This window comes from Streptomyces violaceus, from assembly GCF_036014075.1.
Classification (GTDB): domain Bacteria; phylum Actinomycetota; class Actinomycetes; order Streptomycetales; family Streptomycetaceae; genus Streptomyces; species Streptomyces violaceus.
Genome location: NZ_CP107911.1, coordinates 5218579 through 5239946 on the forward strand (window position 1 = coordinate 5218579; position 21368 = coordinate 5239946).

Annotated in this window: 19 protein-coding genes and 1 tRNA gene; 13 read left to right on the plus strand and 7 right to left on the minus strand. The window is 71.1% G+C overall.

All coding sequences use genetic code 11. The features are described 5' to 3' along the window. The first annotated feature begins 35 nt into the window (after positions 1-35). Both sepX and OG542_RS23670 read left to right on the plus strand, forming a co-directional pair. Positions 36-1235 (plus strand): divisome protein SepX/GlpR, encoded by a 1200-nt coding sequence (sepX, locus tag OG542_RS23665; protein WP_328413577.1) that lies wholly within the window; start codon positions 36-38, stop codon positions 1233-1235. Positions 1236-1317: 82 nt separating this feature from the next. After that, a tRNA-Ala gene (locus tag OG542_RS23670) sits at positions 1318-1391 on the plus strand. 65 nt (positions 1392-1456) lie between these two features. On the opposite strand, the gene OG542_RS23675 is transcribed toward OG542_RS23670, so the two are convergent. Further along, a complete protein-coding gene (locus OG542_RS23675; protein ID WP_328413578.1) occupies positions 1457-1933 on the minus strand; it encodes a GNAT family N-acetyltransferase in 477 nt (158 codons plus the stop codon). Between the two features lie 68 nt (positions 1934-2001). Between OG542_RS23675 and OG542_RS23680 the strand changes: the two genes are divergently transcribed. After that, a complete protein-coding gene (locus OG542_RS23680; RefSeq protein ID WP_328413579.1) occupies positions 2002-2826 on the plus strand; it encodes an exodeoxyribonuclease III in 825 nt (274 codons plus the stop codon). 65 nt (positions 2827-2891) lie between these two features. On the opposite strand, the gene OG542_RS23685 is transcribed toward OG542_RS23680, so the two are convergent. Both OG542_RS23685 and OG542_RS23690 read right to left on the minus strand, forming a co-directional pair. Next, positions 2892-4208 carry a recombinase family protein gene (locus tag OG542_RS23685; RefSeq protein ID WP_328413580.1) on the minus strand — a complete coding sequence of 439 codons (1317 nt, stop codon included), beginning with the start codon at positions 4206-4208 and terminating at the stop codon, positions 2892-2894. A 179-nt stretch (positions 4209-4387) separates the two neighbouring features. Continuing rightward, positions 4388-5035: a MerR family transcriptional regulator gene (locus tag OG542_RS23690; RefSeq protein WP_311126152.1), complete on the minus strand. Its 648-nt coding sequence runs from the start codon at positions 5033-5035 to the stop codon at positions 4388-4390. 130 nt (positions 5036-5165) lie between these two features. Between OG542_RS23690 and OG542_RS23695 the strand changes: the two genes are divergently transcribed. The 4 genes from OG542_RS23695 to OG542_RS23710 all read left to right on the plus strand — a co-directional run bounded on the left by OG542_RS23695 (position 5166) and on the right by OG542_RS23710 (position 8788). Further along, positions 5166-6686: a flavin-containing monooxygenase gene (locus OG542_RS23695; protein ID WP_328413581.1), complete on the plus strand. Its 1521-nt coding sequence runs from the start codon at positions 5166-5168 to the stop codon at positions 6684-6686. Then, positions 6683-7606, plus strand: coding sequence for an alpha/beta fold hydrolase (locus tag OG542_RS23700; protein ID WP_328413582.1), 924 nt, complete (start codon positions 6683-6685; stop codon positions 7604-7606). The genes OG542_RS23695 and OG542_RS23700 overlap by 4 nt, the downstream gene beginning before the upstream one ends. Next, positions 7603-8487 carry an SDR family oxidoreductase gene (locus OG542_RS23705; protein ID WP_311126149.1) on the plus strand — a complete coding sequence of 295 codons (885 nt, stop codon included), beginning with the start codon at positions 7603-7605 and terminating at the stop codon, positions 8485-8487. The genes OG542_RS23700 and OG542_RS23705 overlap by 4 nt, the downstream gene beginning before the upstream one ends. Positions 8488-8563: 76 nt before the next feature. Continuing rightward, positions 8564-8788 (plus strand): hypothetical protein, encoded by a 225-nt coding sequence (locus tag OG542_RS23710; RefSeq protein WP_193479944.1) that lies wholly within the window; start codon positions 8564-8566, stop codon positions 8786-8788. A 76-nt stretch (positions 8789-8864) separates the two neighbouring features. Here OG542_RS23710 and OG542_RS23715 read toward each other — a convergent pair whose 3' ends face one another. After that, positions 8865-12146: a S41 family peptidase gene (locus OG542_RS23715; RefSeq protein ID WP_328413583.1), complete on the minus strand. Its 3282-nt coding sequence runs from the start codon at positions 12144-12146 to the stop codon at positions 8865-8867. Positions 12147-12301: 155 nt separating this feature from the next. On the opposite strand from OG542_RS23715, the gene OG542_RS23720 reads away from it, so the two are divergent. Then, positions 12302-12901, plus strand: coding sequence for a TetR/AcrR family transcriptional regulator (locus OG542_RS23720; RefSeq protein WP_328413584.1), 600 nt, complete (start codon positions 12302-12304; stop codon positions 12899-12901). 100 nt (positions 12902-13001) lie between these two features. Next, positions 13002-15203, plus strand: a complete 2202-nt coding sequence (locus OG542_RS23725) for an MMPL family transporter (RefSeq protein WP_328413585.1) — start codon at positions 13002-13004, stop codon at positions 15201-15203. Between the two features lie 131 nt (positions 15204-15334). Here OG542_RS23725 and OG542_RS23730 read toward each other — a convergent pair whose 3' ends face one another. Both OG542_RS23730 and OG542_RS23735 read right to left on the minus strand, forming a co-directional pair. Beyond that, positions 15335-16465, minus strand: coding sequence for a serine hydrolase domain-containing protein (locus tag OG542_RS23730; protein ID WP_328413586.1), 1131 nt, complete (start codon positions 16463-16465; stop codon positions 15335-15337). Positions 16466-16534: 69 nt separating this feature from the next. Beyond that, positions 16535-17206 (minus strand): DUF4097 family beta strand repeat-containing protein, encoded by a 672-nt coding sequence (locus tag OG542_RS23735; RefSeq protein WP_328413587.1) that lies wholly within the window; start codon positions 17204-17206, stop codon positions 16535-16537. 224 nt (positions 17207-17430) lie between these two features. Here OG542_RS23735 and OG542_RS23740 point away from each other — a divergent pair, with 224 nt between their 5' ends. The 4 genes from OG542_RS23740 to OG542_RS23755 all read left to right on the plus strand — a co-directional run bounded on the left by OG542_RS23740 (position 17431) and on the right by OG542_RS23755 (position 20140). After that, positions 17431-18174 carry a helix-turn-helix domain-containing protein gene (locus OG542_RS23740; RefSeq protein WP_328413588.1) on the plus strand — a complete coding sequence of 248 codons (744 nt, stop codon included), beginning with the start codon at positions 17431-17433 and terminating at the stop codon, positions 18172-18174. Positions 18175-18217: 43 nt separating this feature from the next. Continuing rightward, on the plus strand, positions 18218-18733 hold the full coding sequence (locus tag OG542_RS23745; protein ID WP_328413589.1) for a YbaK/EbsC family protein: 516 nt from the start codon (positions 18218-18220) through the stop codon (positions 18731-18733). Beyond that, a complete protein-coding gene (locus OG542_RS23750) occupies positions 18730-19575 on the plus strand; it encodes a DMT family transporter (protein ID WP_311126141.1) in 846 nt (281 codons plus the stop codon). The genes OG542_RS23745 and OG542_RS23750 overlap by 4 nt, the downstream gene beginning before the upstream one ends. Before the next feature lie 289 nt (positions 19576-19864). Continuing rightward, positions 19865-20140 (plus strand): DUF1876 domain-containing protein, encoded by a 276-nt coding sequence (locus OG542_RS23755; RefSeq protein ID WP_328413590.1) that lies wholly within the window; start codon positions 19865-19867, stop codon positions 20138-20140. A gap of 27 nt (positions 20141-20167) precedes the next feature. Here the strand turns inward: OG542_RS23755 and OG542_RS23760 are convergent, their stop codons facing one another. Beyond that, positions 20168-21331, minus strand: coding sequence for a serine hydrolase domain-containing protein (locus OG542_RS23760; protein ID WP_328413591.1), 1164 nt, complete (start codon positions 21329-21331; stop codon positions 20168-20170). Positions 21332-21368 lie beyond the last annotated feature (37 nt).

A 21368-nucleotide genomic window follows, 5' to 3' on the forward strand; every position in this document is an offset into this window, starting at 1 on the left:
GATGGCCTCATGCAAACCCCTCTACGGTGTGAGACGTGAGCAGCAGCGGCCTCATCTACGCAGTCATTGTCGGGGCCTGGGCCGCCTACTTGGTGCCGATGTGGCTCCGTAGGCAGGACGAGCTGAACGAGGCCCGTCCGACGGAACGCTTCAGCACCGCCATCCGGCTGCTTTCCGGCCGGGCGGGGATGGAGCGCCGGTACGCCAAGGACCTGCGGGCGCGCTCCACCGAGGAGGGGGAGCAGGGCGCCGACGACCTGGACGCCGTCACCGACTCGGTGGACGTCCGGGCCTTCGCGGTGTCCAAAACGCGTCCCCAGACCCAGGCACCCGTACCGTCACCCGCCCCGGAGGCGGCCCGATCGGAGCAGCCGGCCCGCCCGGCACCCGCACCGAACGCGGCGTCCGCGGCCCGCGGAGAGGGCCGTGTGCCCGCCGCCCGGCGCCGCCCGTCGCCGCAGGCCCAGGCGGCCGCGGCACGTGCCCGGCGCTCGAAGGTGCTCGCGCGCCGACGGCGCACCACCACCATGCTCTTCCTCGCCTTCACCCTCGGCGCGATCGTCGCCGCGGTCGGAGGCCTCGCGTTCCTGTGGGCGCCCGGCGTGCCCGCGGTCATGCTCAGCGTGTACATCGCGTACCTGCGCTCGCAGGAGCGCCGCCGCTTCACGTACCAGATGGACCGCCGCCGGGCCGAGCTCGCGGCCCAGCGGCTGCGGGACCGGCAGCGCCAGCCCGGTCGGCGCACCGGCGCCGACCAGGAGGCCGACGAGCCGGAGGACGGACCCGAGCCGGTGACCGACCCCGGCCTGTCGGCCCTCGCGGCCGACCGGCGCGCACTCGTCGAGCAGACCGACCACGCCGAGTGGGTCGACCAGCAGCGCGAGCGGCAGCGGCGCCCCGGGCAGGGCGACAGCTGGGAACCGGTGCCGGTGCCCCTGCCGACCTATGTGACCGCACCGGTCGCACCCCGGGCCACCAGCGACGTCGACCTCGGGGCCCCCGACACCTGGAGCTCGGCCCGCTCGAGCACCGTCACCCCGGACCGGGAGGACGAGGCCGACACCGCGCACCCCGGCGAGCCGGAGCCCCGCGCCGAGGAGAGGGCGGACGGGGACGGCGGTGGGCGCACCGACGCACGCCGGGCGGCCTCCGCACGGCGGGCACGGGAGCGCGGCCGCACGCCGCTGTTCGACCAGTACGAGGACGGGGACCGGCCGCGGGCCGCCAACGAGTAACCCCCGAACCCGCAGGTGACCGCCCCTCGGGAACGGATTTCCAAGCAGGCCGATCGGGGTGCTAAAGTTTCACTCGTTGCAAGGGCCTGTGGCGCAGTCCGGTAGCGCACCTCGTTCGCATCGAGGGGGCCAGGGGTTCAAATCCCCTCAGGTCCACGCAGCTCAGAGCCCCGGTCGGGATTCCCGACCGGGGCTCTGACGTATGTTCAGCACCACACGCGTCAGAGGCTCTTCGCGAAGCAGCGGCTCGACTCGTAGTGGCGGTAGTAGCCGAACTTCCCGCACGGCTCGTAGCCGCTGGACGTGTACAGGGCTATGGCCTCCGGCTGCTTCGTGCCGGTCTCCAGGACCATGCGGGTGCGGCCCGCCGCGCGGGCGTCCTCCTCCAGAGCGGCCAGGATGCGGCGGGCGAGGCCCCGGCCGCGCATGCCGTCGACCACGTACATGCGCTTGATCTCGGCGTCGCCGTCCCGGTTGCCCTCGTCGTTCGCGTCCTGGGTACGCCAGCCGCCCGAGGCGACGGGGGAGTCGTACTCGTCGTACGCGATCAGGTAGGTGCCGTTCGGCGGGGCGAAGTCCGCGGCTGCCATGGTCGTGGCGTCGCCTCCGTCGCCGTAGCGGACGTGGTATTCGGCCTGGACCTGGTCGTTGAGCTTCGTGGCGTCGGGGTGGTCGAAGGGGACCCGGCGTATATGCATGCTGAGTACCGTATGTCAGCTCATGAGGGGGGCGGGAGTGTGTTCGATCCGGAACTGGACCACGTCCAGTGTGCCGGTATCGTGCCGGGGTGCTCACTGTGACCTCTGTGAATGTGAACGGGCTGCGTGCCGCCGCGAAGAAGGGCTTCGTGGAGTGGCTCGCTGAGACCAAAGCCGATGTGCTGTGCCTCCAGGAGGTGCGCGCCGAGCCGGGGCAGCTGCCCGAGCATGTGCGGGCGCCCGAGGGGTGGCATGTGACGCACGCGCCGGCCGCCGCCAAGGGGCGGGCCGGGGTGTCCCTGTACAGCCGGCGCGAGCCCGACCGGGTCCAGGTCGGGTTCGGGTCGGAGGAGTTCGACGGCAGCGGGCGGTATGTGGAGGCAGACCTGCCGGGGGTCACCGTCGCCTCCCTCTATCTGCCCTCCGGTGAGGTCGGCACCGAGCGGCAGGACGAGAAGGAGCGCTTCATGGGCGAGTTCCTCGCCTATCTGAAGGGGCTGCGGGAGCGTGCCGCCGCCGAGGGGCGCGAGGTCCTGGTCTGCGGCGACTGGAACATCGCCCATCAGGAGGCCGACCTCAAGAACTGGCGCGGGAACCGGAAGAACTCCGGGTTCCTGCCCGAGGAGCGGGAGTGGCTCACCCAGGTCTTCCAGGAGGCGGACGGGGGGTACGTCGATGTCGTGCGGGCCCTGCACCCGGACACCGAGGGGCCGTACTCGTGGTGGTCGTACCGGGGGCGGGCCTTCGAGCGGGATACGGGTTGGAGGATCGATCTAGCCGTCGCGACCCCTGGCCTTGCTGGGAGGGCGGTCAAGGCGTTCGTGGAGCGGGCCGCCAGCCATGACGAACGGTGGTCGGATCACGCTCCCGTGACGGTCGTCTTCGACATGTGACGTGTGCCATGGGTCGTGGGGGCGCGCCGACATCTGGCACACCCCCACACGTGTCCTAGGGCAGATCAGGGACGTGACCCGATGGTGAAGGTCAGGCGGGAGGTATCGGGTCCGGCCAGTCGCTCCGGTCCGCCGCCCGACCGTCCCTTGGCGACGGTGACGCGAACTCCGTCTCTGAAGAGTTGCTCCCGAGTCACCTCGCCGTCCGTGGCAAATGCCTCGCGGTAGCGGCTGACGGTGTACTCGTCGAGCCAGTCGGCGCGGATCGCGGCGGGGGCGGGACAGGTCGTCCCGCGGGCAGCAGCGCGGCAGGCGTAGTCGCCGTACGCATAGGCCTGCCGTGCGGCGAAGTACATACGGCCACCGCATCCGGCACAGTGCGCGACCCTGATCAGCAGCGACGTCTCCCGGTGTTTGGGGTGGACGCCGTTCGAGCGGGTGCTGAGGACGTCTTGGAGAGCCTGAAACTCTTCTTCGGTGAGCAGCGGAGGGCCGATCAGCACGGGTGCGCCCTCAGCGTCAACGACGGTCTTCCCCTTGTGCACCCGGTGGCCCATCAGTGCCGGGGTGCGGAGGATTTTGGACAGGCTGCCTGCTGTCCAGCGGAATCGCTCGAAGTCGCGTCCGTGGCGCCGCCCACCCGTGGGGCGTCCCTGAAGGCGGGCGTGGCGGTCGCGTGGCACCAGGACACCCGAGGTTTCGAGTTTGTGAGCAATGGCGACCAGGGAGAGTCCCGAGTGGACGTCGTCCACGATCGCGCGGACAACGGTGACGGTCTCCGGGTCGGGAGCGAGACACCATCCGATGCCGGAGGGGTGCGGTGCCTTCTTGTACCCGAACGGAACCAGACCGCCGCCGTATCGGCCCGTGGCGCGCAGTACTTCGTGGGCGCTGGTGAGACGAGCGGAAATGGCGCGCGTCTCTTGCTCCGCGGCGTAGGCCAGCCTCATGCAACGGCGGACAGCGTCGCCGTGCGCCTGCGGTGTGACCACGAGCGGCTGAGGTTCCTCGGGCATCCCGAAGACGAGTGCCGTAGAGCGCTGCTGGCTCCACTCGATCAACTCGGACATGCGGACCACCGATCGTACGGCGCGATCCACATGCGACCACACGATGGCTTCGTATTCGTCCGGGCGCTGCAGCCAGGACGACAGTGAAGGCCTCTCGAAGGGGGACGTCTTGCGTGCGGATACCCCGAGATCTGAGGCTTCGGCGATCAACGTGAAGCCCAGTTGCCGGGCGCACAGCTGGATCGAGGTGCGCTGCCTGCCGGGTGAGGTGGTCACTTCGGTCAGATAGCTGAGACGAACGGCTCCCAGAGCCCGAGGGCGTTCGGTCGGAGTCGAAGCCGGCTGTGATGGCTGAGGACTACGCTTGGGCATGTCGACGCTCCTGGTAAGGGTCGGCCGCACCCCGGGGCTGGTCGCACAGCCGCCGGGGCCTTTTCGATCTCACTCTGGGAGTGCGAACGCGGTTTCGCCGGTGACTGCCTGGAAAGTTCCTCGGTAAGGTGAATTTCTCTGTAATACCGGACAGTTGAGATGTGAGGCATCCTCGGACGCTAGTCCTGCTTCCGCATCCGCCGGTCCAGCGCCAGTGACAGTTCCGCCTCCACCACGCTCCGTGCCAGCGGGCGCAGGCGCGGGAGGTCCTGGGGGGAGGCGTGGCGCAGGACCAGGTCCGTGAAGAGTTCGGCCAGGGCGTCGGCGTGGGTGCGGACCTGTTTGGCCGCGTCGAGGACGTCGGCGAGGGGGATGCCCTCGTGGACCAGGGCCGAGGAGACGTCCAGGAGGCGGCGGCTGATGTGGACGATCTCGTCGCCGTCGGTGCCGAGGTAGCCGAGGTCCATCGCGGCGGCGAGGTTCTCGGGCGTGGCCTCGCCGGCGAAGTGGTCGGCGAGTTCCTCGGGGGTGAGATGGACCGGCTCCTCCTCGGTGGGGGCGCCCCCTACGCCGAGCAGGTCGCCGACGTCCCGGCCGTGGTCGAAGGCCTCCGCGAGTTCGGCGATGCCGCTGAGGGTGTGGCCGCGTTCCAGCAGGGCCGTGATCGTGCGCAGCCGGGCCAGGTGGTGGTCGTCGTACCAGGCGATACGGCCTTCCCGGCGGGGTGGCGGGATCAGTTTGCGTTCGCGGTAGAAGCGCAGGGTGCGCACCGTGATCCCGGCCAGGCGGGCCAGCTCTTCCATGCGGTATTCACGCTTCTCGGCCACCTGGGCACCCTAAGGCGTACCACGGGTAACTTCCTCGTTCTGCCCCCTACCCATCAGTACGCCGCTGCCCTACGCTCCCATTGCGCCAGTGTTCACTGGCATGGTTCTCGTGGTGTGTGGAGGTGTCGGCATGGGCGAACGCGAACACGAACGCGAGCATGTACGGGTCGCGGTGGTCGGGTCCGGGTTCGGCGGGCTGGGGGCCGCCGTGCGGCTGCGCCGCGAGGGCGTCACCGACTTCGTCGTCCTGGAACGGGCGAGCAGCGTCGGCGGCACCTGGCGGGACAACAGCTACCCGGGGTGCCGGTGTGACGTGCCCTCGCATCTGTACTCGTTCTCCTTCGCGCCCAACCCCGAATGGCCGCGCACCTTCTCCGGGCAGGAACACATCCGCGCCTATCTGGAGCACGTCACGGACGTGTTCCGGCTGCGGCCGCACATCCGCTTCGACTCGGAGGTGAAGCGGATGAGCTGGAACGCCGAGCGGCTGTGCTGGGACATCGAGACCAGCAGCGGGAATCTGTCGGCGGACATGGTCGTGTCGGCGACCGGGCCGTTGTCCGATCCGAAGGTGCCGGAGATACCGGGGCTGGAGTCCTTTCCCGGCAAGGTCTTCCACTCGGCCCGCTGGGACCACGACTACGACCTGCGCGGCAAGCGCGTGGCGATGGTGGGGACCGGGGCCTCGGCCGCCCAGATCGTGCCGGCCGTCCAGCCCGAGGTCTCGCGCCTGACCCTGTTCCAGCGGACCGCGCCGTGGGTCATGCCCCGTGTCGACCGGAACATCAGCGACACCGAGCGGTGGCTGCACCGGCAGCTGCCCTTCACCGCGCAGCTGCGGCGCGGACTGCTGTGGGGCATCCGGGAGTTGCAGGTGCAGGCCTTCACCAAGCACCCGGGCCAGCTCGGCCTCGTCGAGGAGATGGCCCGGCGCAACATGGCCCGCTCCATCAAGGACCCGGCCCTGCGGGCGAAGCTCACCCCGGACTACCGCATCGGCTGCAAGCGGATCCTGCTGTCCAGCGACTACTACCCGGCGCTCGCCCAGCCCAACGTGGACGTGGTCGCCAGCGGCCTGGCCGAGGTCCGGGGATCGACCCTGGTCGCCGCCGACGGCAGTGAGGCCGAGGCGGACGCGATCGTCTTCGGCACCGGGTTCCATGTCACCGACATGCCCATCGCGGACCGGGTCGTGGGCGCCGACGGGCGGACCCTCGCGGAGACCTGGAAGGGCGGCATGGAGGCCCTGCGCGGTGCCTCCGCCGCCGGGTTCCCCAACTGGATGACGATCATCGGGCCCAACACCGGCCTCGGGAACTCCTCGATGATCCTCATGATCGAGTCCCAGCTGAACTACCTGGCCGACTTCGTCCGCCAGCTCGACGTCCTCGGGGGCCGGGTCGCTCTCGACGCCCGTCCGGGCGCCGTACGGGCCTGGAACCACCGGGTGCAGGAGCGTATGAAGCGCACGGTGTGGAACACCGGCGGCTGCACCAGCTGGTACCTCGACGCGAGCGGCCGCAACACCACCATCTGGCCCGGCACGACAGGCGAGTTCCGGCGGGCGACGCGACAGGTGGATCTCGCGGAGTACGACGTCCTGCGCGTCCCCGTCCGGGTGGAGGCCGAGAAGGCCGGGGTGGACGCGTGAGCCGCCTCCTGCACGTCGACTCCGGCCCCTACGCCCCGCCCGCTCCCGCGCGCGAACTGACCGCGGTGTCCGCCGACGGAGCCCGCCTGCACGTCGAGATCCACGGCCCCGACGGCGCCCCGGCCGTCGTCCTCGCCCACGGCTGGACCTGCTCCACCGCCTTCTGGGCGGCGCAGATCCGCGAACTGGCCGCCGACCACCGGGTCATCGCCTACGACCAGCGCGGCCACGGGCGCAGCCCGGCGAGCCCCGCGTGCAGTGCCGAGGCGCTCGCCGACGACCTGGAGGCCGTACTCGAAGCCACCCTGACGCCCGGCGAACAGGCCGTGATCGCCGGGCACTCCATGGGCGGCATGACCGTGATGGCGGCCTCCGGGAGGGCTGCCTTCCGCGCGCACGCGGCCGCTGTCCTGCTGTGCAGCACGGGCAGTTCGCGGCTGGTCGCCGCCTCCACCGTCGTGCCGATCCGGGCCGGGCGGCTGCGCACCTGGCTGACCCGGCGGATCCTCGGCTCCCGGGCGCCGCTCGGCCCGGTCACACCGCTGGCCCGCAGGATCCTCAAGTACGGGACGATGGGCGCCGGTTCGGCCCCGCACATGGTCGAGGCGTGCTCCCGCATCGTGCACGCCTGCCCCCGCAAGGTCCGCTACTCCTGGTCGCAGGTGCTGGATCTGCTCGACCTCGACCACGGCGTGCGTGAGCTGCGGGTGCCCACGGCCGTCGTCGTCGGTACGGCGGACCGGCTGACACCGCCGCCGCAGGCGCGGGCCCTGGCCGCCGCGCTGCCGCAGTGCACCGGGATCGTCGAACTGCCCGGCATCGGCCACATGACGCCCATCGAGGCGCCGGGGCTGGTCGGCGGCACGATCCGGGAACTCGTCCAGGCACACATCCAGGTCGTATCCGAGGAGAGCGCATGAGCAGGGTGAGCCTCGAGGGGAAGGTCGCCGTGGTGACCGGGGCGGCGCGTGGCGTCGGGGAGTTGCTGGCCCGCAAGCTCTCCGCGCGCGGCGTGAAGGTGGCGCTGGTCGGTCTGGAGCCGGACGCGCTGAAGGAGGTCTCCGGGCGGCTGCACAGCGACAGCGGCCACTGGCACGCCGATGTCACGGACCACGAGGCGATGGCCCGGGTCGCGAGCGAGGTCGAGGAGCGCTTCGGGAGGGTCGACATCGTCGTCGCCAACGCCGGAGTCGCCACCGGCGGTCCCTTCGCCGACTCCGACCCGGAGTCCTGGCGGCGGGTGATCGAGGTCAATCTGATCGGCTCGGCGGTGACCGGCCGCGCCTTCCTGCCGTCGCTGCTTAGGAGCCGGGGGTATCTGCTCCAGATCGCGTCCCTCGCCGCGATCACCCCGGCGCCGATGATGACCGCGTACTGCGCGTCCAAGTCCGGCGTGGAGGCGTACGCGCACAGTCTGCGCGCCGAGGTCGGGCACCGGGGCGTGAAGGTCGGCGTCGGGTATCTGTCGTGGACCGACACCGACATGGTGCGCGGGGCCGACCAGGACGACGTCATGCGGGAGTTGCGGCAGCGGCTGCCCTGGCCGTCCAACAAGACCTACCCGCTGGGCCCGGCGGTGGACCGGCTCGTGGCCGGGATAGAGAGCCGGTCGAGCCATGTGTACGGGCAGTGGTGGCTGCGCGGCATGCAGGGCGTGCGCGGCTATCTGCCCGGGGTCATCGGGACGGTGGGACAGCGCGAGATGCGGCGGTTCGCGGACCGGCTGACGGGCATGCGCACGGGCCTCGTCGGGGCGGGCGGAGCGGCCGATGAGCAGCAGCGGACTACGCTCCGTAAGTGATCGACATGCGCAGGGTCACGACCCGTGTGAATCTGATCGGGCCAGATCCCCTCACCCCCAACGGGAGTGAACCCACATGGGTATGAAGGACCAGTTCCAGGAGAAGTCCGAGCAGTGGCAGAACCAGGCCCGTCAGAAGGCCGACCAGGCCCGCGAGCAGATGCAGGGCCGCGGTCGCCGGCGGGACGAGGACATGGACTCGCCGCAGCACCCGCAGAACCCGCAGCACCCGCAGCGTGACCGTGAGCGGGAGCGGGAGCGCGAGCAGGAGGACCGCTTCGACCAGGACTACGACGCCTGACGACGCGTGCTGAACGGAAGGGGTGCCTCGCGCGGGGCGCCCCTTCCTCACGTCACCGTCTTTCTCAGGTCCGCGCTCAGGTCCGCGGCGGCAGCTTCGGCCGGGAGCGGTCCGGCACGTCGCTATAGGTCGGCGGTTTCGCGGGCGGGTTGGTCTCCAGCAGCCCGAGGGCCAGCTCCACCGCGTCGGTCAGCTGGGCGTGGCGGCCCTCCGCCCAGTCCAGCGGGGTGCGCAGGACGTCGATGTCGGGGGCGACGCCCTTGTTCTCCACGGACCAGCCGTACGCGTCGAACCAGGCCGCGTTCATCGGCACCGTGATCACCGTGCCGTCCCCCAGCTCGTGGCGGCCGGTCATGCCGACGACACCGCCCCAGGTGCGCTGCCCCACCACCGGGCCCAGCTTCAGCAGCTTGAACGCGGCGGTGATCATGTCGCCGTCGGAGGAGGTCGCCTCGTCCGCCAGCGCCACCACCGGGCCCCGAGGCGCGTTGGAGGTGTACGACACGGGCTGGGCGTCGCGGGTCAGGTCCCAGCCCAGGATCGTGCGGCTCAGTGTCTCGATGACCAACTCGCTGATGTGGCCGCCGGCGTTGCCGCGCACGTCCACGATCAGCGCCGGCCGGGACACCTCCATGCGCAGATCGCGGTTGAACTGCGCCCAGCCCGAACCGCCCATGTCCGGGATGTGCAGATAGCCGCAGCGTCCGCCGCTCAACTCCCGGACCACCGCCCGGCGTTTGGCCACCCAGTCCTGGTAGCGCAACGGCCGCTCGTCCACCAACGGGACGACGGCGACCCGCCGGGGCGGGCCCACGCCCGCCGCCACGCCCTCCGCCGAGTCCTGCGCCGAGTCCTCGGCCGGGGTGAAGGTCAGCTCCACCGTCGTGGCGCCCGCGCCCGCCAGCAGCGGATAGGGGCCCGCGACCGGATCCACCGGGCGGCCGTCCACGTGGGTGAGGACCGCACCCTCCCGGATACCCGTGCCGGCCAGCGGGGAGCGGGCCTTGGAGTCGGAGGAGTCACCGGCCAGGATCCGCTTGACCGTCCAGCCGCCGTCCCGGCGTACGAAGTTGGCGCCCAGCAGGCCTTGGCGGCGCTGGTAGTGCGGCGGGCCCTCGTTGCGCCGGGCGGCGGTGACGTACGCGTGGGACGTGCCCAGCTCGCCCAGCACCTCGCGCAGCAGGTCCGCGAACTCGTCAGGGGAGGCGACCCGTTCGACCAGCGGGCGGTACTGGTCCAGCACCCCGGCCCAGTCGACGCCGCACATGCCCGGCTCCCAGAAGTACGCCCGGATCAGCCGCCCGGCCTCCTCGTACGCCTGCCGCCACTCCGCCGCCGGGTCGACCACGTGCAGGATGCGGCGCGCGTCGATCCACACCGTCGAGTCGGCGTCGCCCGGCTCGGTGGCCGGCACCGCGCGCAGCTCGCCCTCGTCGACCACGACCAGCCGGCTGCCGTCGCCGCTCACCGCGAACCAGTCGAGATGCCCGACCAGTTCGGACTTCTTGGCCTTGGTGATGCCGAAGTGCTCCAGGGTCGGCCGGCCGCTGGTGTCGTCCGGGTTGGCGAACGTCTCGCCGAGCGCGCCCGAGATCGGCCAGCGCAGCCACACCAGTCCGCCGCCCGCGACCGGGTGCAGCGCCGAGTACTTGGAGGCGGCCACCGGGAAGGGCGTGACCCGGCTCTCAAGACCCTCGGCCTCGACGGTCACCGCCCCGCCGTCGCCGTTCTCGTCGTCCTCCACCGGGTCCAGCCCTCCGGCGGCCGGACGGCCCTCCGGGTTCACCGCGAACGGGGAGGGCGTCGCGGAGGACAGCGGCACGAGGTATGGGCGGCAGCCCAGCGGGAAGGACAGGTCGCCGGTGTGCACGTCGTAGACGGGGTCGAAGCCGCGCCAGGACAGGAAGGCGAGGTAGCGGCCGTCGCGTGTGAAGACCGGGTTCTCGTCCTCGAAACGGCCGTTGGTGACGTCGATGACGACACCGCCCCCTTCTGCCGTTCCGGCGAGCCGGGCCATCTTGATCTGCCGCAGGGTCCGCCCGATGCCCGGATGCGACCAGGTCAGCCACGCCCCGTCCGGGGAGAACGCGAGGTCGCGCACGGGCCCGTTGATCGACCGGATCAGCTCGGTGACCTCACCGTCGGAGTCCTCGGTCACGTCCACGAGCAGCAGCCGCCCGTCGTGCGAGGCGACCGCGAGCCGCTCGCCCTCCGGGTCCGACACCAGCTCGCGCACCCGGCCCAGCCCGCCCGAGGCCGGCCGCCTCGGCTCGCGGTCGCCGGACGCCCGGGGCAGCGAGGCGATCTCGATCGCGTCCTCGCCCTCCGCGTCCGTCACATACGCGACCCGCCCGCTGGCGCCGAGCATCTCCGGCATCCGCACCCGGACGCCCGGGGTGTCGGTGAGGGTGCGGGCGGGCCCGTCGCGGTGGGTGAGCCAGTACAGGCTGCCGCGTACGACGACGGCACTGGCCCGCCCGGTCTCGTCGACCGAGATCCCGTCGAGGTGCTGGGCCGCCGCCACCTGGTACGGGCGCCGCCCCGTGCGCGGACCGCTCAGCCGTACGTCCAGCCGCCGCGGCTCGGAGTCCGGCGACAGGTCGTCGACCAGCCACAGGTCGCCCGCGCACTGGTACACCACCCGGGTGCCGTCACTGGAGGCGTGCCGGGCGTAGAAGGCGTCGTGGTCGGTGTGCCGGCGCAGGTCCGAGCCGTCGTGGGCGCACGAGTAGAGGTTGCCGACGCCCTCGTGGTCGGAGAGGAAGGCGATCCGGCCGCCGACGAACATGGGGGAGTGCAGATGGCCGCCGAGGCCGGCCAGCAGCCGCTCGCCGTGCAGCCACAGCCGGCCCGTGGCCCCGCCCCGGTAGCGCTTCCAGGAGGCCGGTTCATGCGGCGGGGTGCCGGTGAGGAGAAGGCTCTTCCGCTCCCCGTCCAGGTCCGCGACCTGGAGGTCGGCGACCGGCCCCCAGGGCAGTTTGCGGCCCGGGGCGCCGTCGAGGGGGACCTTGTAGCCCCAGGTGAAGAAGGAGAAGGGCTCGCCGTGCGAGGCCACGGCCAGGATCTCGCCGTCCGGGGTCCAGCCGCAGACCCGGGTGTCGGCGTTGCCCCAGTGGGTCAGGCGGCGGCCCGGGCCGCCGTCGACCGGGGCGAGATGCACCTCGGGCACCAGGGTGCGCCAGCTCGTGTACGCGAGGTGGCGGCCGTCGGGCGAGAAGCGGGGATGGCCCACCTTCGTGCGGTCGACGGTGAGCCGCCAGGCGCGGCCCGGGGCATCGAGCGGGGCGAGCCAGAGGTCGTCCTCGGCCACGAAGCACAGCAGGTCGTCATGGAGGTGCGGCAGACGCAGATAGCTCACGTCCCCATGCTTTGCCCGGGGGCGAAGCGGAGCAAGTGCAGACAAATGCTCCATGGTGACGTGGCACACGTACGAAACGGTTTCGTTTTCATGGGGGATTGCGCTACCTTCGTCATGTACGAAACCGTGTCGTTCGGAGCAGGAAGGTGAGAGAGATGGCTGAGGTCGCCACCGCGCGTCGCAGTCGGATCACCCCCGAGCGTGAGGCCGAGCTGTACGCGGCCGTGCTCGACCTGCTCCGGGAAGTCGGCTACGACGCCCTCACCATGGACGCCGTGGCAGCGCGCACCCGGTCCAGCAAGGCCACGCTCTACCGCCAGTGGGGCGGCAAGCCGGAGCTGGTGGCGAAGGCGGTCCGGCACAACAAGCCGGGCAACATCGCCGACATCGACACCGGCTCCCTGCGCGGCGACCTCCACGCCCTCACCTCACGTGAGGACGACTGCACCATGCAGCAGAACGCCGCGCTGATGCGGGGTCTGTTCATGGCGGTGCACGCCAACCCGGATCTCCTCCAGGCCTTCAGGGAACTGCTCATCGAGCCGGAGATGGAGGAGTTCCACCGGGTGGTGCGCAAGGCCGTCGACCGCGGCGAGATCCGCGCCGACCGCCCGGCACTGGACTACGTCGTGCACATGCTGGTGGGCGCCTTCGCCACCCGCACGCTGATCGACGACCAGCCACCGACGCAGGCCTTCCTCATCTCGTACATCGACGCCGTGGTCCTCCCCGCCCTCGGCCTCCCCACCACCTGAGCAATCCCCACCGCAGCACCTGACGCGATCACCGCTCACGTCGTCGGGCTGATCACCCCTGCCCTGAAACACCCCACGACCTGACCGGGAGTACGCCCTCGTGGCCACTTTCCTCTACAAACTCGGCCGGCTCTCGTTCCGGCGGCGGCATTTCGTCGCCCTGATCTGGGTGGCTCTGCTGACCCTCGCCGGTGTCGGCGCGGCCAGTGCCCCCGCCGCGGGCAACAGCTCGTTCTCCATCCCCGGCACGGAGGCACAGAAGGCCTTCGACCTGCTGGAACAGCGCTTCCCCGGCGTGAGCGCCGACGGAGCCACCGCACGCGTCGTCTTCAAGGCGCCGAGCGGCGAGAAGATGACCGACCCCGGCAACAAGGCGGCGGTCCGGGAGACCGTCAAGGAACTCGGCGACGGCTCCGAGGTCGCCCGCGTCACCGACCCGTACCAGGCCAAGGCCGTCAGCAAGGACGGCACGATCGCGTACGCGCAGGTGTCGTACAAGGTCTCCGGCATGGAGCTGGAGGACTCCTCCCGCGACGCCCTTCAGGACAGCGCACAGGACGCGCGCAAGGCCGGGCTGACCGTCGAGATCGGCGGTGACGCGCTCCAGACCGTTCCGCACACCGGCAGCAGCGAGATCATCGGCATCGTGGTCGCCGCGGTCGTCCTCGTCATCACCTTCGGCTCACTGGTCGCGGCCGGTCTGCCGCTGCTGACGGCCCTCATCGGAGTGGGCATCGGCGTCTCCGCGATCACGGCGCTGGCCAGCGCCCTGGATCTGGGCTCCACGACCTCCACCCTGGCGATGATGATCGGCCTGGCGGTCGGCATCGACTACGCCCTGTTCATCGTCTCCCGCTACCGCGCCGAACTGGCCGAGGGCCGCGACCGCGAGGAGGCGGCGGGCCGGGCCACCGGTACGGCGGGCTCGGCAGTGGTCTTCGCGGGCCTGACGGTCGTGATCGCGCTGGTGGGTCTGTCGGTCGTCAACATCCCGATGCTGACGAAGATGGGCGTCGCGGCGGCGGGCACGGTGGCCATAGCGGTGCTGATCGCCCTGACCATGATCCCGGCGCTGCTCGGGTACGCGGGCCGCAGGGTGAAGCCGATGGGGGAGAAGGGCAAGCGGCTCGGCCAAGCCTCGAAGAAGCCGGAGCGCCCCAACCTGGGCACGCGCTGGGCGAGTTTCGTCGTCCGCCGCCCGATCGCGGTCCTGCTGCTCGGTGTCATCGGCCTCGGCGCGGCGGCCGTCCCGGCGTCGAGCCTGGAACTGGGCCTGCCGGACGACGGCTCACAGCCCACCTCCACCACCCAGCGCCGCGCCTACGACCTGCTGTCGGAGGGCTTCGGCCCCGGCTTCAACGGCCCGCTGATGGTCGTCGTCGACGCGAAGGACAGCGACGACCCCAAGGCGGCCTTCACGGCAGTCGGTGACGGGATCAAGGGCCTCGAGGACGTCGTCACGGTGACGCCGCCGGCGCCCAACAAGGCCGGCGACACGGCCACCATCACCGTGATCCCGGGCTCCCAGCCGTCCTCGGTGACGACGGAGAACCTGGTGCACGGCATCCGGGACGCGGGCACGGACATCAAGGCCGACACCGACGCGAACGTCCTGGTCACCGGCAGTACGGCGATGAACATCGACGTCAGCGAGAAGCTCAACGACGCGCTGATCCCCTACCTGGTCCTGGTCGTCGGCCTGGCCTTCCTGCTCCTGATCGTGGTGTTCCGCTCGATCCTGGTCCCGCTGAAGGCGGCCCTCGGTTTCCTGCTGTCGGTGATGGCGGCCCTCGGCGCGGTGGTCGCGGTCTTCCAGTGGGGCTGGCTGTCGGGCCTGATGGGCGTGGAGCAGACGGGCCCGGTCATGTCGATGATGCCGATCTTCATGGTCGGTGTGGTCTTCGGCCTCGCCATGGACTACGAGGTGTTCCTGGTGACCCGGATGCGGGAGGCCTACGTCCACGGCGAGAAGGCCGGCCAGGCGATCGTGACGGGCTTCCGGCACGGCGCCCGGGTGGTGACGGCCGCGGCGGTCATCATGATGGCGGTCTTCGCCGGCTTCATCGGCTCGTCCGAGTCGATGGTCAAGATGATCGGCTTCGGCCTCGCGATCGCGGTCTTCTTCGACGCGTTCATCGTCCGCATGGCCATCGTCCCGGCCGTCCTGGCCCTCCTCGGCCGCAAGGCCTGGTGGCTGCCCAAGTGGCTGGACCGGGCGCTGCCCAACGTGGACGTCGAGGGCGAGGGCCTGCGCCCGGACTCCGACCGCGGGGACACGGACCGGGAGCTGGTACGCGCCTGACGTTCCGACAGTTCTGAGAAACCGGCCGGTGAGGGCTCCGTTGGGACGGGGTGCCCTCACCGGCTTTTCCACGCGCACCTCCTCTACAGGAGCTGGCTCGGCCCGTGCGGGCCCATGCCGCTCGGCCCTGTCTACTGAGCCGGCTTCGCTGCGTCAGCCGACTCGGCCTGGTCGCCGCCGAACACCTCCTTGACGAGCCTCTGCGTCGCTTTCTGGAACGCCTCGGCCAGGGACAGTGCGGCGTCGTCGACATAGTTCAGCGCGGCGGTCAGGGTCTTGCTGCCGTCGGGCGTGCTGTACATCAGCGCCCCGTGGCCCGCGGCGCCCCCGTTGTGGGTGATGACGGTGCCGCCGTTTTCGCCGGCGTCCTGCACGAACACCCCCAGTCCGTAGCCGACCTTGGGATGCGGCTTGCACATCTCGGCCAGCAGCGGCGCCGGCAGGAGCTTGCCGCCCATCAGCGCGGAGACGAACGTGTGGAGGTCCTGGGTGGTCGAGATCATGTCGCCGCCGGTGGAGATCCAGGAGGGGTTCTGGCGGGTGACGTCGACCGTCTTCTGCCGGCCGGCGTCCTCGTACCGGTAGTAGGCGTGGGTGTGCGGCTCGGGGATCTCCGGGCTGGTGTCCGGCAGCACGGTGTCCGACAGCCCGAGCGGCCCCAGGATGAGCCGCTGCATCTCCTCGCCGAGCGAGCGGCCGGTGACCTTCTCGATCAGCAGCCTGGCCAGCACGTAGTTGGTGTTGGAGTAGCTCCAGTCCGTCCCCGGCTCAAACCGCGCCGGCTTGGACAGTGCCAGCCGCACCAGCTCTTCCGGCCGATAGGTCTTGAACCGGTTGTCCACCCACTCCTGGCCCGCGGTCGTGGCGGGGATCCCCGGCGTGAACGTCCCGTCGTCGTAGTACTCGCCGGTGAAGTTGAACACCCCGCTGGTGTGCTGCAACAGCATCCGCACCGTGATCTTCGGGTCCAGCCCTAACCCGGGCAGGGAGTCGGCCACCGGGGCGTCCAGGCCGACGGTGCCCTCGGCCACCAGTTGCAGCACCACGGTCGCGGTGAAGGTCTTGGTGTTGCTGCCGATCCGGACGTGCCCGTTCGTCGGCGGCTTCGCGTTCTCGCCCCGCTTGCGCACCCCGGCGCTGCCGACCCACTCGCCCCGCTCGTCGTGCACGCGCATCGTCACCCCGGTGAAACCGGACTCGACCATCTCCTCGATGGCCTTCTGCAGCTCCGGTCGGTCCTGGTCGGTAAGAGTGCTGGGCATGGTGGTGTGCTCCTTCAGAACTGTCACGAAATACATCTGAACGGACGGGATCGCCGCGGGATGCCCCTCTTACAGGCTGTGGGCGCTGATGTCGCCGTAGGCGGTGGTCGCGCGGATGGTCAAGGCGGCGGCGGCGCCGTCGGCGTTCATCAGCGCGTTGTGGATCCGGCCGAAGCCGGTGCCGGCGTCCAGGGAGGCGGAGACGCCGCGGCCGGCGCCGACCGAGATCTCGCCGTGCTCGGTGCGCAGCTCGACCGTGCCGCCCATGGCCTCGTTGACGCGGATGTCGCCCTTCTGGGTGCTGATCTCCGCGGCGCCGCCCAGTCGGCCGACCGAGACGTCGCCGGCGAGGAGGGTGAGGCGGGCGCCTTCGGTCTCGTCGAGCTTGACCGAGCCGTGCGCGCCCTCGAAGGCGACATCGCCGAGCCGTCCGACGCCCCGGAACACGGAGCTGGCCGCCTTCGCCTCGACGCGGGAGCCGGCGGGCAGCTGGACGGTCACCTCGACGGACCCGGAGTTGCCGAGGATCCGGTTCTTCGCCGGTGCGGCCTCGATCCGCAGGACGCCGTCGCCGTACTCGACGTTGATCCGCTCCGCCGCCTTCACATCGCGGCCGCTCGAGCTGTCCGCGGGCCGGACCTCGACAGTGGTGTCGGCCCGGTCGGCGGCGATGAACTGGATGCGTCCGGCGGGGATGTCGAGGGCGGCGGAGATCGGGGCGGGGGTGGTGAACTTCTGCATCGTGCTCTCCTTGAGCTCGTTGTTTCTTATGAGGGAAACGCTACGTTGCGTTCATTAAACTGGCAACGCATTCGTTGCGCTTGATGGGTGTGTGTGCAGGTAGAAGCGGCAAATTCGTTGCAATGGTGTCTGGTTTAATGCAACGACACCTCGGGCTTCCGTTGCAATGAAATGAAGGTGAACGCTATGCTGAAGACCACCTGAGGAGAACGAAGGAGATCGCGATGCCGGGAGGCAGGCTCACCCAGCAGGAACGTCAGCAGATCGCGCTGGGGCTGGCCGACGGCCTCGCCTACGCGGAGATCGCCCGACGCGTGGACCGCCCGACCTCGACCATCACACGCGAGGTCATGCGCAACGGCGGCCCCACCGCCTACCGCGCCGACCTGGCCCATCGCGCCACCGAACGCCGCGCCCACCGGCGTCGGCAGGCCGCGCCCCGGGCGGCGGAGGCGCCCCCCCAGGCCCACGGCCGCGACGGCGAGGCCGTGCGGGAGTACGAGGAGGTGTTCACCACCGTCCTCATGGCTTCGGGCATGACCACGATGCCGGCCCGGGTGATGGCCTGCCTCATCCTTACCGACACCGGCAGCCTCACCGCGTCCGAACTCGTCCAGCGCCTCCAGGTCAGCCCGGCGTCCATCTCCAAAGCGGTCGCGTTCCTCGACAGCCAGGGCCTCGTCCGCCGGGAACGCCACGAACGCCGCCGCGAGCGCTACATCGTCGACGACGACATCTGGTACCAGTCGATGATGGCCAGCGCCCGGTCCACCGCCCAGCTCGTCGAGATCGCACGCCAGGGCGTCGGCGTCCTCGGTCCCGGCACCCCGGTAGCCGCCCGCCTCGAGAACATCGCCCGCTTCCTCGACTTCGTCAGCGAGAGCACGGCCCGCGCGGCGGAACAGGCCCGCGACATCCTCCGTACGAAGGTGGAGCAGCCCTGGGCAACGAGGGACGACGTCCCCTGAATCCCCCTCGCGTGTCCGTTACACGGACCGCTAGCGTGCCCTCATGACGTCGACAGCCGCCACTGACGCCGAGAACTCCGGAGCGCATCCCCTCTTCGCCCAGGCCCTGCGGGAGCTCGGGCTCGACGAGGTCGTTCCGCTCATCCGGCGCTTTCCCGAAGCCACCCGTACCGCCGCCGAAGCCGCCGCCGCTCTCGGGTGCGAGCTGAGCCAGATCTGCAAGTCGCTGATCTTCGCGGCGGACGGGGTGCCCGTGCTGGTGCTCATGGACGGGGCCTCCCGGGTCGACCTCGAGCTGGTGCAGAAGGAGCTCGGGGCGGACAAGGTCACCCGGGCCAAGGTCGATGTCGTGCGGGAGACGACCGGCTATGCCATCGGTGGCGTGCCGCCCTTCGGGCACCGGACGAGGACGCGCGTGCTCGCCGACCGGTCCCTGCTCGGCCACGAGACCGTGTGGGCGGCGGCCGGGACGCCGTACACCGTGTTCCCCATGACGCCCCGCGACCTCGTCGCCCACGCCGGCGCCACCCTGGTGGACGTGCGCGAGAGCGACTCGTGACGCCGCTGGTCACGGCCGCCGTGCTGCTCGCCGCCGTGACCCACGCCAGCTGGAACGCCATCGCGCACAAGATCACGGACAAGCTCGCCGGGTTCGCGCTGATCTCGGGCGGCGGGTTGGTCATCGGGCTGGCGCTCGCGCCGTTCGTGGCGTTCCCGGCGGCCGGGGCGTGGCCCTATCTGCTCTTCTCCGCCGCCGTTCACATCGCCTACTACGCGCTGCTGATGAAGTCCTTCCGGCTGGGCGACTTCGGGCAGGCCTATCCCATCGCGCGCGGCACCGCGCCCCTCGTCGTGACCCTGCTCGCCGCGCTCTTCGCCCACGAGGTGCCCGACGGGTGGGCCGCCGCCGGTATCGCCCTGTCGTGTGCGGGGCTGACCGGCGTCGCCCTGTGGGGGCTGCGCGGGCGCCGGCCCGACTGGGCGGCGATCGGGGCGGCCCTGGCGACCGGGCTGACGATCGCCGTGTACACCGTCGTGGACGGGCTGGGCGTGCGTGCGTCGGGGTCCTCGCTCGGGTACATCGCCTGGCTGATGGCCGTGCAAGGGGCCGTCATCCCCGCGTATGCCGTGAGTCGCTGGCGCGGGCGGACCGTGGCCCTGCTGCGGCCGTTCGCCGTGATCGGGCTCATCGGGGCCGCTCTCTCCGTCGCCGCCTACGCCCTCGTCCTGTGGGCCCAGACCAAGGCCGAGCTCGCGCCCATCGCCGCCCTGCGCGAGTCGTCGATCATCGTGGGCGCGGCGATCGGGGCCGTGTTCTTCAAGGAGCGGTTCGGGGTTCCGAGGATCGCGGCGGCCGGGCTGCTCGTCGTCGGGATCGGGTTGATGCTGCACGCCGGGTAGGCGAGGCGGGTGCACTTGCCGCATGTGAGGAGCACCCTGGAATAGGGCCTGTCGTTTGGATCAGGTCGCAGGAAATCGGCGGTACCTCGTGATCGCCGGTGAGCGGGGTCTGGTGCGTGCAGCTGCAAGGCGGAGGAGGGCGGCGATGCGATGGGGGCACCTCCCGCGCGAGCGAAGCCGAGCGTGGGGGAATCGGCAACCGACGACAACGCGGCAGATGTGCGTGCCAGGGCCCGCGTCTGCGGCGTGATCCAAACGACAGGCCCTAAGTCTTCCGGAGGTGATCGTCATGATGCACACCCGAGCGGGATGGCACGTCGAGATGGAGTTCATGGAGGACGACCAGCACACGCGCGCGGTCGCGCTGGTCCGGCTGCCCGACGGTACCGAGGTACGGGCGCACGGGGCGGCCAGCCGGCACCGGTCCGACACCAATCAGCCCAGGGTCGGAGAGGAGATCGCCGGGGCCCGGGCACTCAACGAACTCGCCATGCAGTTGCTGACCAAAGCCCATGAGGAGATCGACCAGGCGTCCGGGCGGACCTCCCACCCGATCCACGTCTAGAGTCGTACGGCCAGGTGATCGGCAGTCTCAGCGGCCGAGGGACTGCCGTACCGCCCGCACCAGCCCCTGCGCCCGCGGATCCGCCGTCACCGTCTTGCGGAAGCCGTTGGTGACGTAGCCGAAGGCGATCTCGGACTCCGGGTCCGCGAAGCCCAGGGCGCCGCCGCGGCCCGGGTGGCCGAAGGAACCCGGGGCCAGGAACGGCGAGGCGCTGCCGTGCAGCATGTAGCCGAGGCCGAAGCGGGTGCCGACCACCAGGACGCGGTCGGGGCCCGCCGACTGCTCGGCCCGGGCCAGTTCGACCGTCTCCGGTGTGAAGAGGCGTGAGGCACCGGCCGTGTCGCCGATCAGCGTCGCGTAGAAGCGGGCCAGTCCGTCCGCCGTCGCGATGGCGTTGGTCGCGGGCAGGGCCGCCGCGCGGTAGGCGGGGTCGTTCTGTTCCGGGAACGGGGTGATCGCCGCGAAGGCCCGGCGGGTGAGGGAGGCCGGGTCCTCGTAGGCCTCGGTGACCGAGCGCTTCGGGCGGGCGCGCAGGCCTCCGGTGGGCTCGGGGCCCTCGACGCGGCCCGCGCGTCCCGCCCGGTGGGCCTCCGAATCGGGCAGGCCGAGCCAGAGGTCCAGGCCCAGCGGGCCGGTGACCTGTGCCGCGAGCCACTCGCCCGCACCCTGCCCGGTCACGCGCCGCACCAGTTCGTCGAGCATCCAGCCGTAGGTGAGGGCGTGGTAGCCGTGGTCGGTGCCGGGCTCCCACGCGGGGGCCTGGGCGGCGACCGCCACGGGGCCCCGCAGCGGGTCGAGGGCCTGCTCGGGGGTGAGGGGGTGGTCGAGGACCGGCAGGCCGGCCCGGTGGTTCAGGACGTGCCGGACCAGCACCCGCTCCTTGCCCCGCGCCTTGAACTCCGGCCAGTAGTGGCCCACCGGCGCGTCCAGGTCCAGCTGTCCGCGCTGGTGCAGCAGCAGGAGTACGGCGGCGGCTATGCCCTTCGTCGCCGAGCGCACGACCTGGGCGGTGCCGTGCTCCCAGGGGTTCGTGCCGTCGATGTCCTTCGTGCCGGCCCACAGGTCGACGACCTGCTGCCCCTCCCGGTAGACGGCGACCGACGCGCCTCGCTCCCCGAGCGTCTCGAAGTTCCGCACGAACGCTTCCCTGACCGGCTCGAAGCCCTCGGCGACTGTGCCGTTCACGTCCACGTCCGTACTCCTCGTCCTGCTGCGGTGCTGCGGTACT

Coding starts and splice junctions, on each gene's coding strand:
- OG542_RS23745 (WP_328413589.1), top strand. CDS start 18,218: ATGACGTCGACAGCCGCCACTGACGCCGAGAACTCCGGAGCGCATCCC.
- OG542_RS23755 (WP_328413590.1), top strand. CDS start 19,865: ATGATGCACACCCGAGCGGGATGGCACGTCGAGATGGAGTTCATGGAG.
- OG542_RS23710 (WP_193479944.1), top strand. CDS start 8,564: ATGGGTATGAAGGACCAGTTCCAGGAGAAGTCCGAGCAGTGGCAGAAC.
- OG542_RS23730 (WP_328413586.1), bottom strand. CDS start 16,465: ATGCCCAGCACTCTTACCGACCAGGACCGACCGGAGCTGCAGAAGGCC.
- OG542_RS23675 (WP_328413578.1), bottom strand. CDS start 1,933: ATGCATATACGCCGGGTCCCCTTCGACCACCCCGACGCCACGAAGCTC.
- OG542_RS23695 (WP_328413581.1), top strand. CDS start 5,166: ATGGGCGAACGCGAACACGAACGCGAGCATGTACGGGTCGCGGTGGTC.
- OG542_RS23705 (WP_311126149.1), top strand. CDS start 7,603: ATGAGCAGGGTGAGCCTCGAGGGGAAGGTCGCCGTGGTGACCGGGGCG.
- OG542_RS23740 (WP_328413588.1), top strand. CDS start 17,431: ATGCCGGGAGGCAGGCTCACCCAGCAGGAACGTCAGCAGATCGCGCTG.
- OG542_RS23685 (WP_328413580.1), bottom strand. CDS start 4,208: ATGCCCAAGCGTAGTCCTCAGCCATCACAGCCGGCTTCGACTCCGACC.
- OG542_RS23735 (WP_328413587.1), bottom strand. CDS start 17,206: ATGCAGAAGTTCACCACCCCCGCCCCGATCTCCGCCGCCCTCGACATC.
- OG542_RS23720 (WP_328413584.1), top strand. CDS start 12,302: ATGGCTGAGGTCGCCACCGCGCGTCGCAGTCGGATCACCCCCGAGCGT.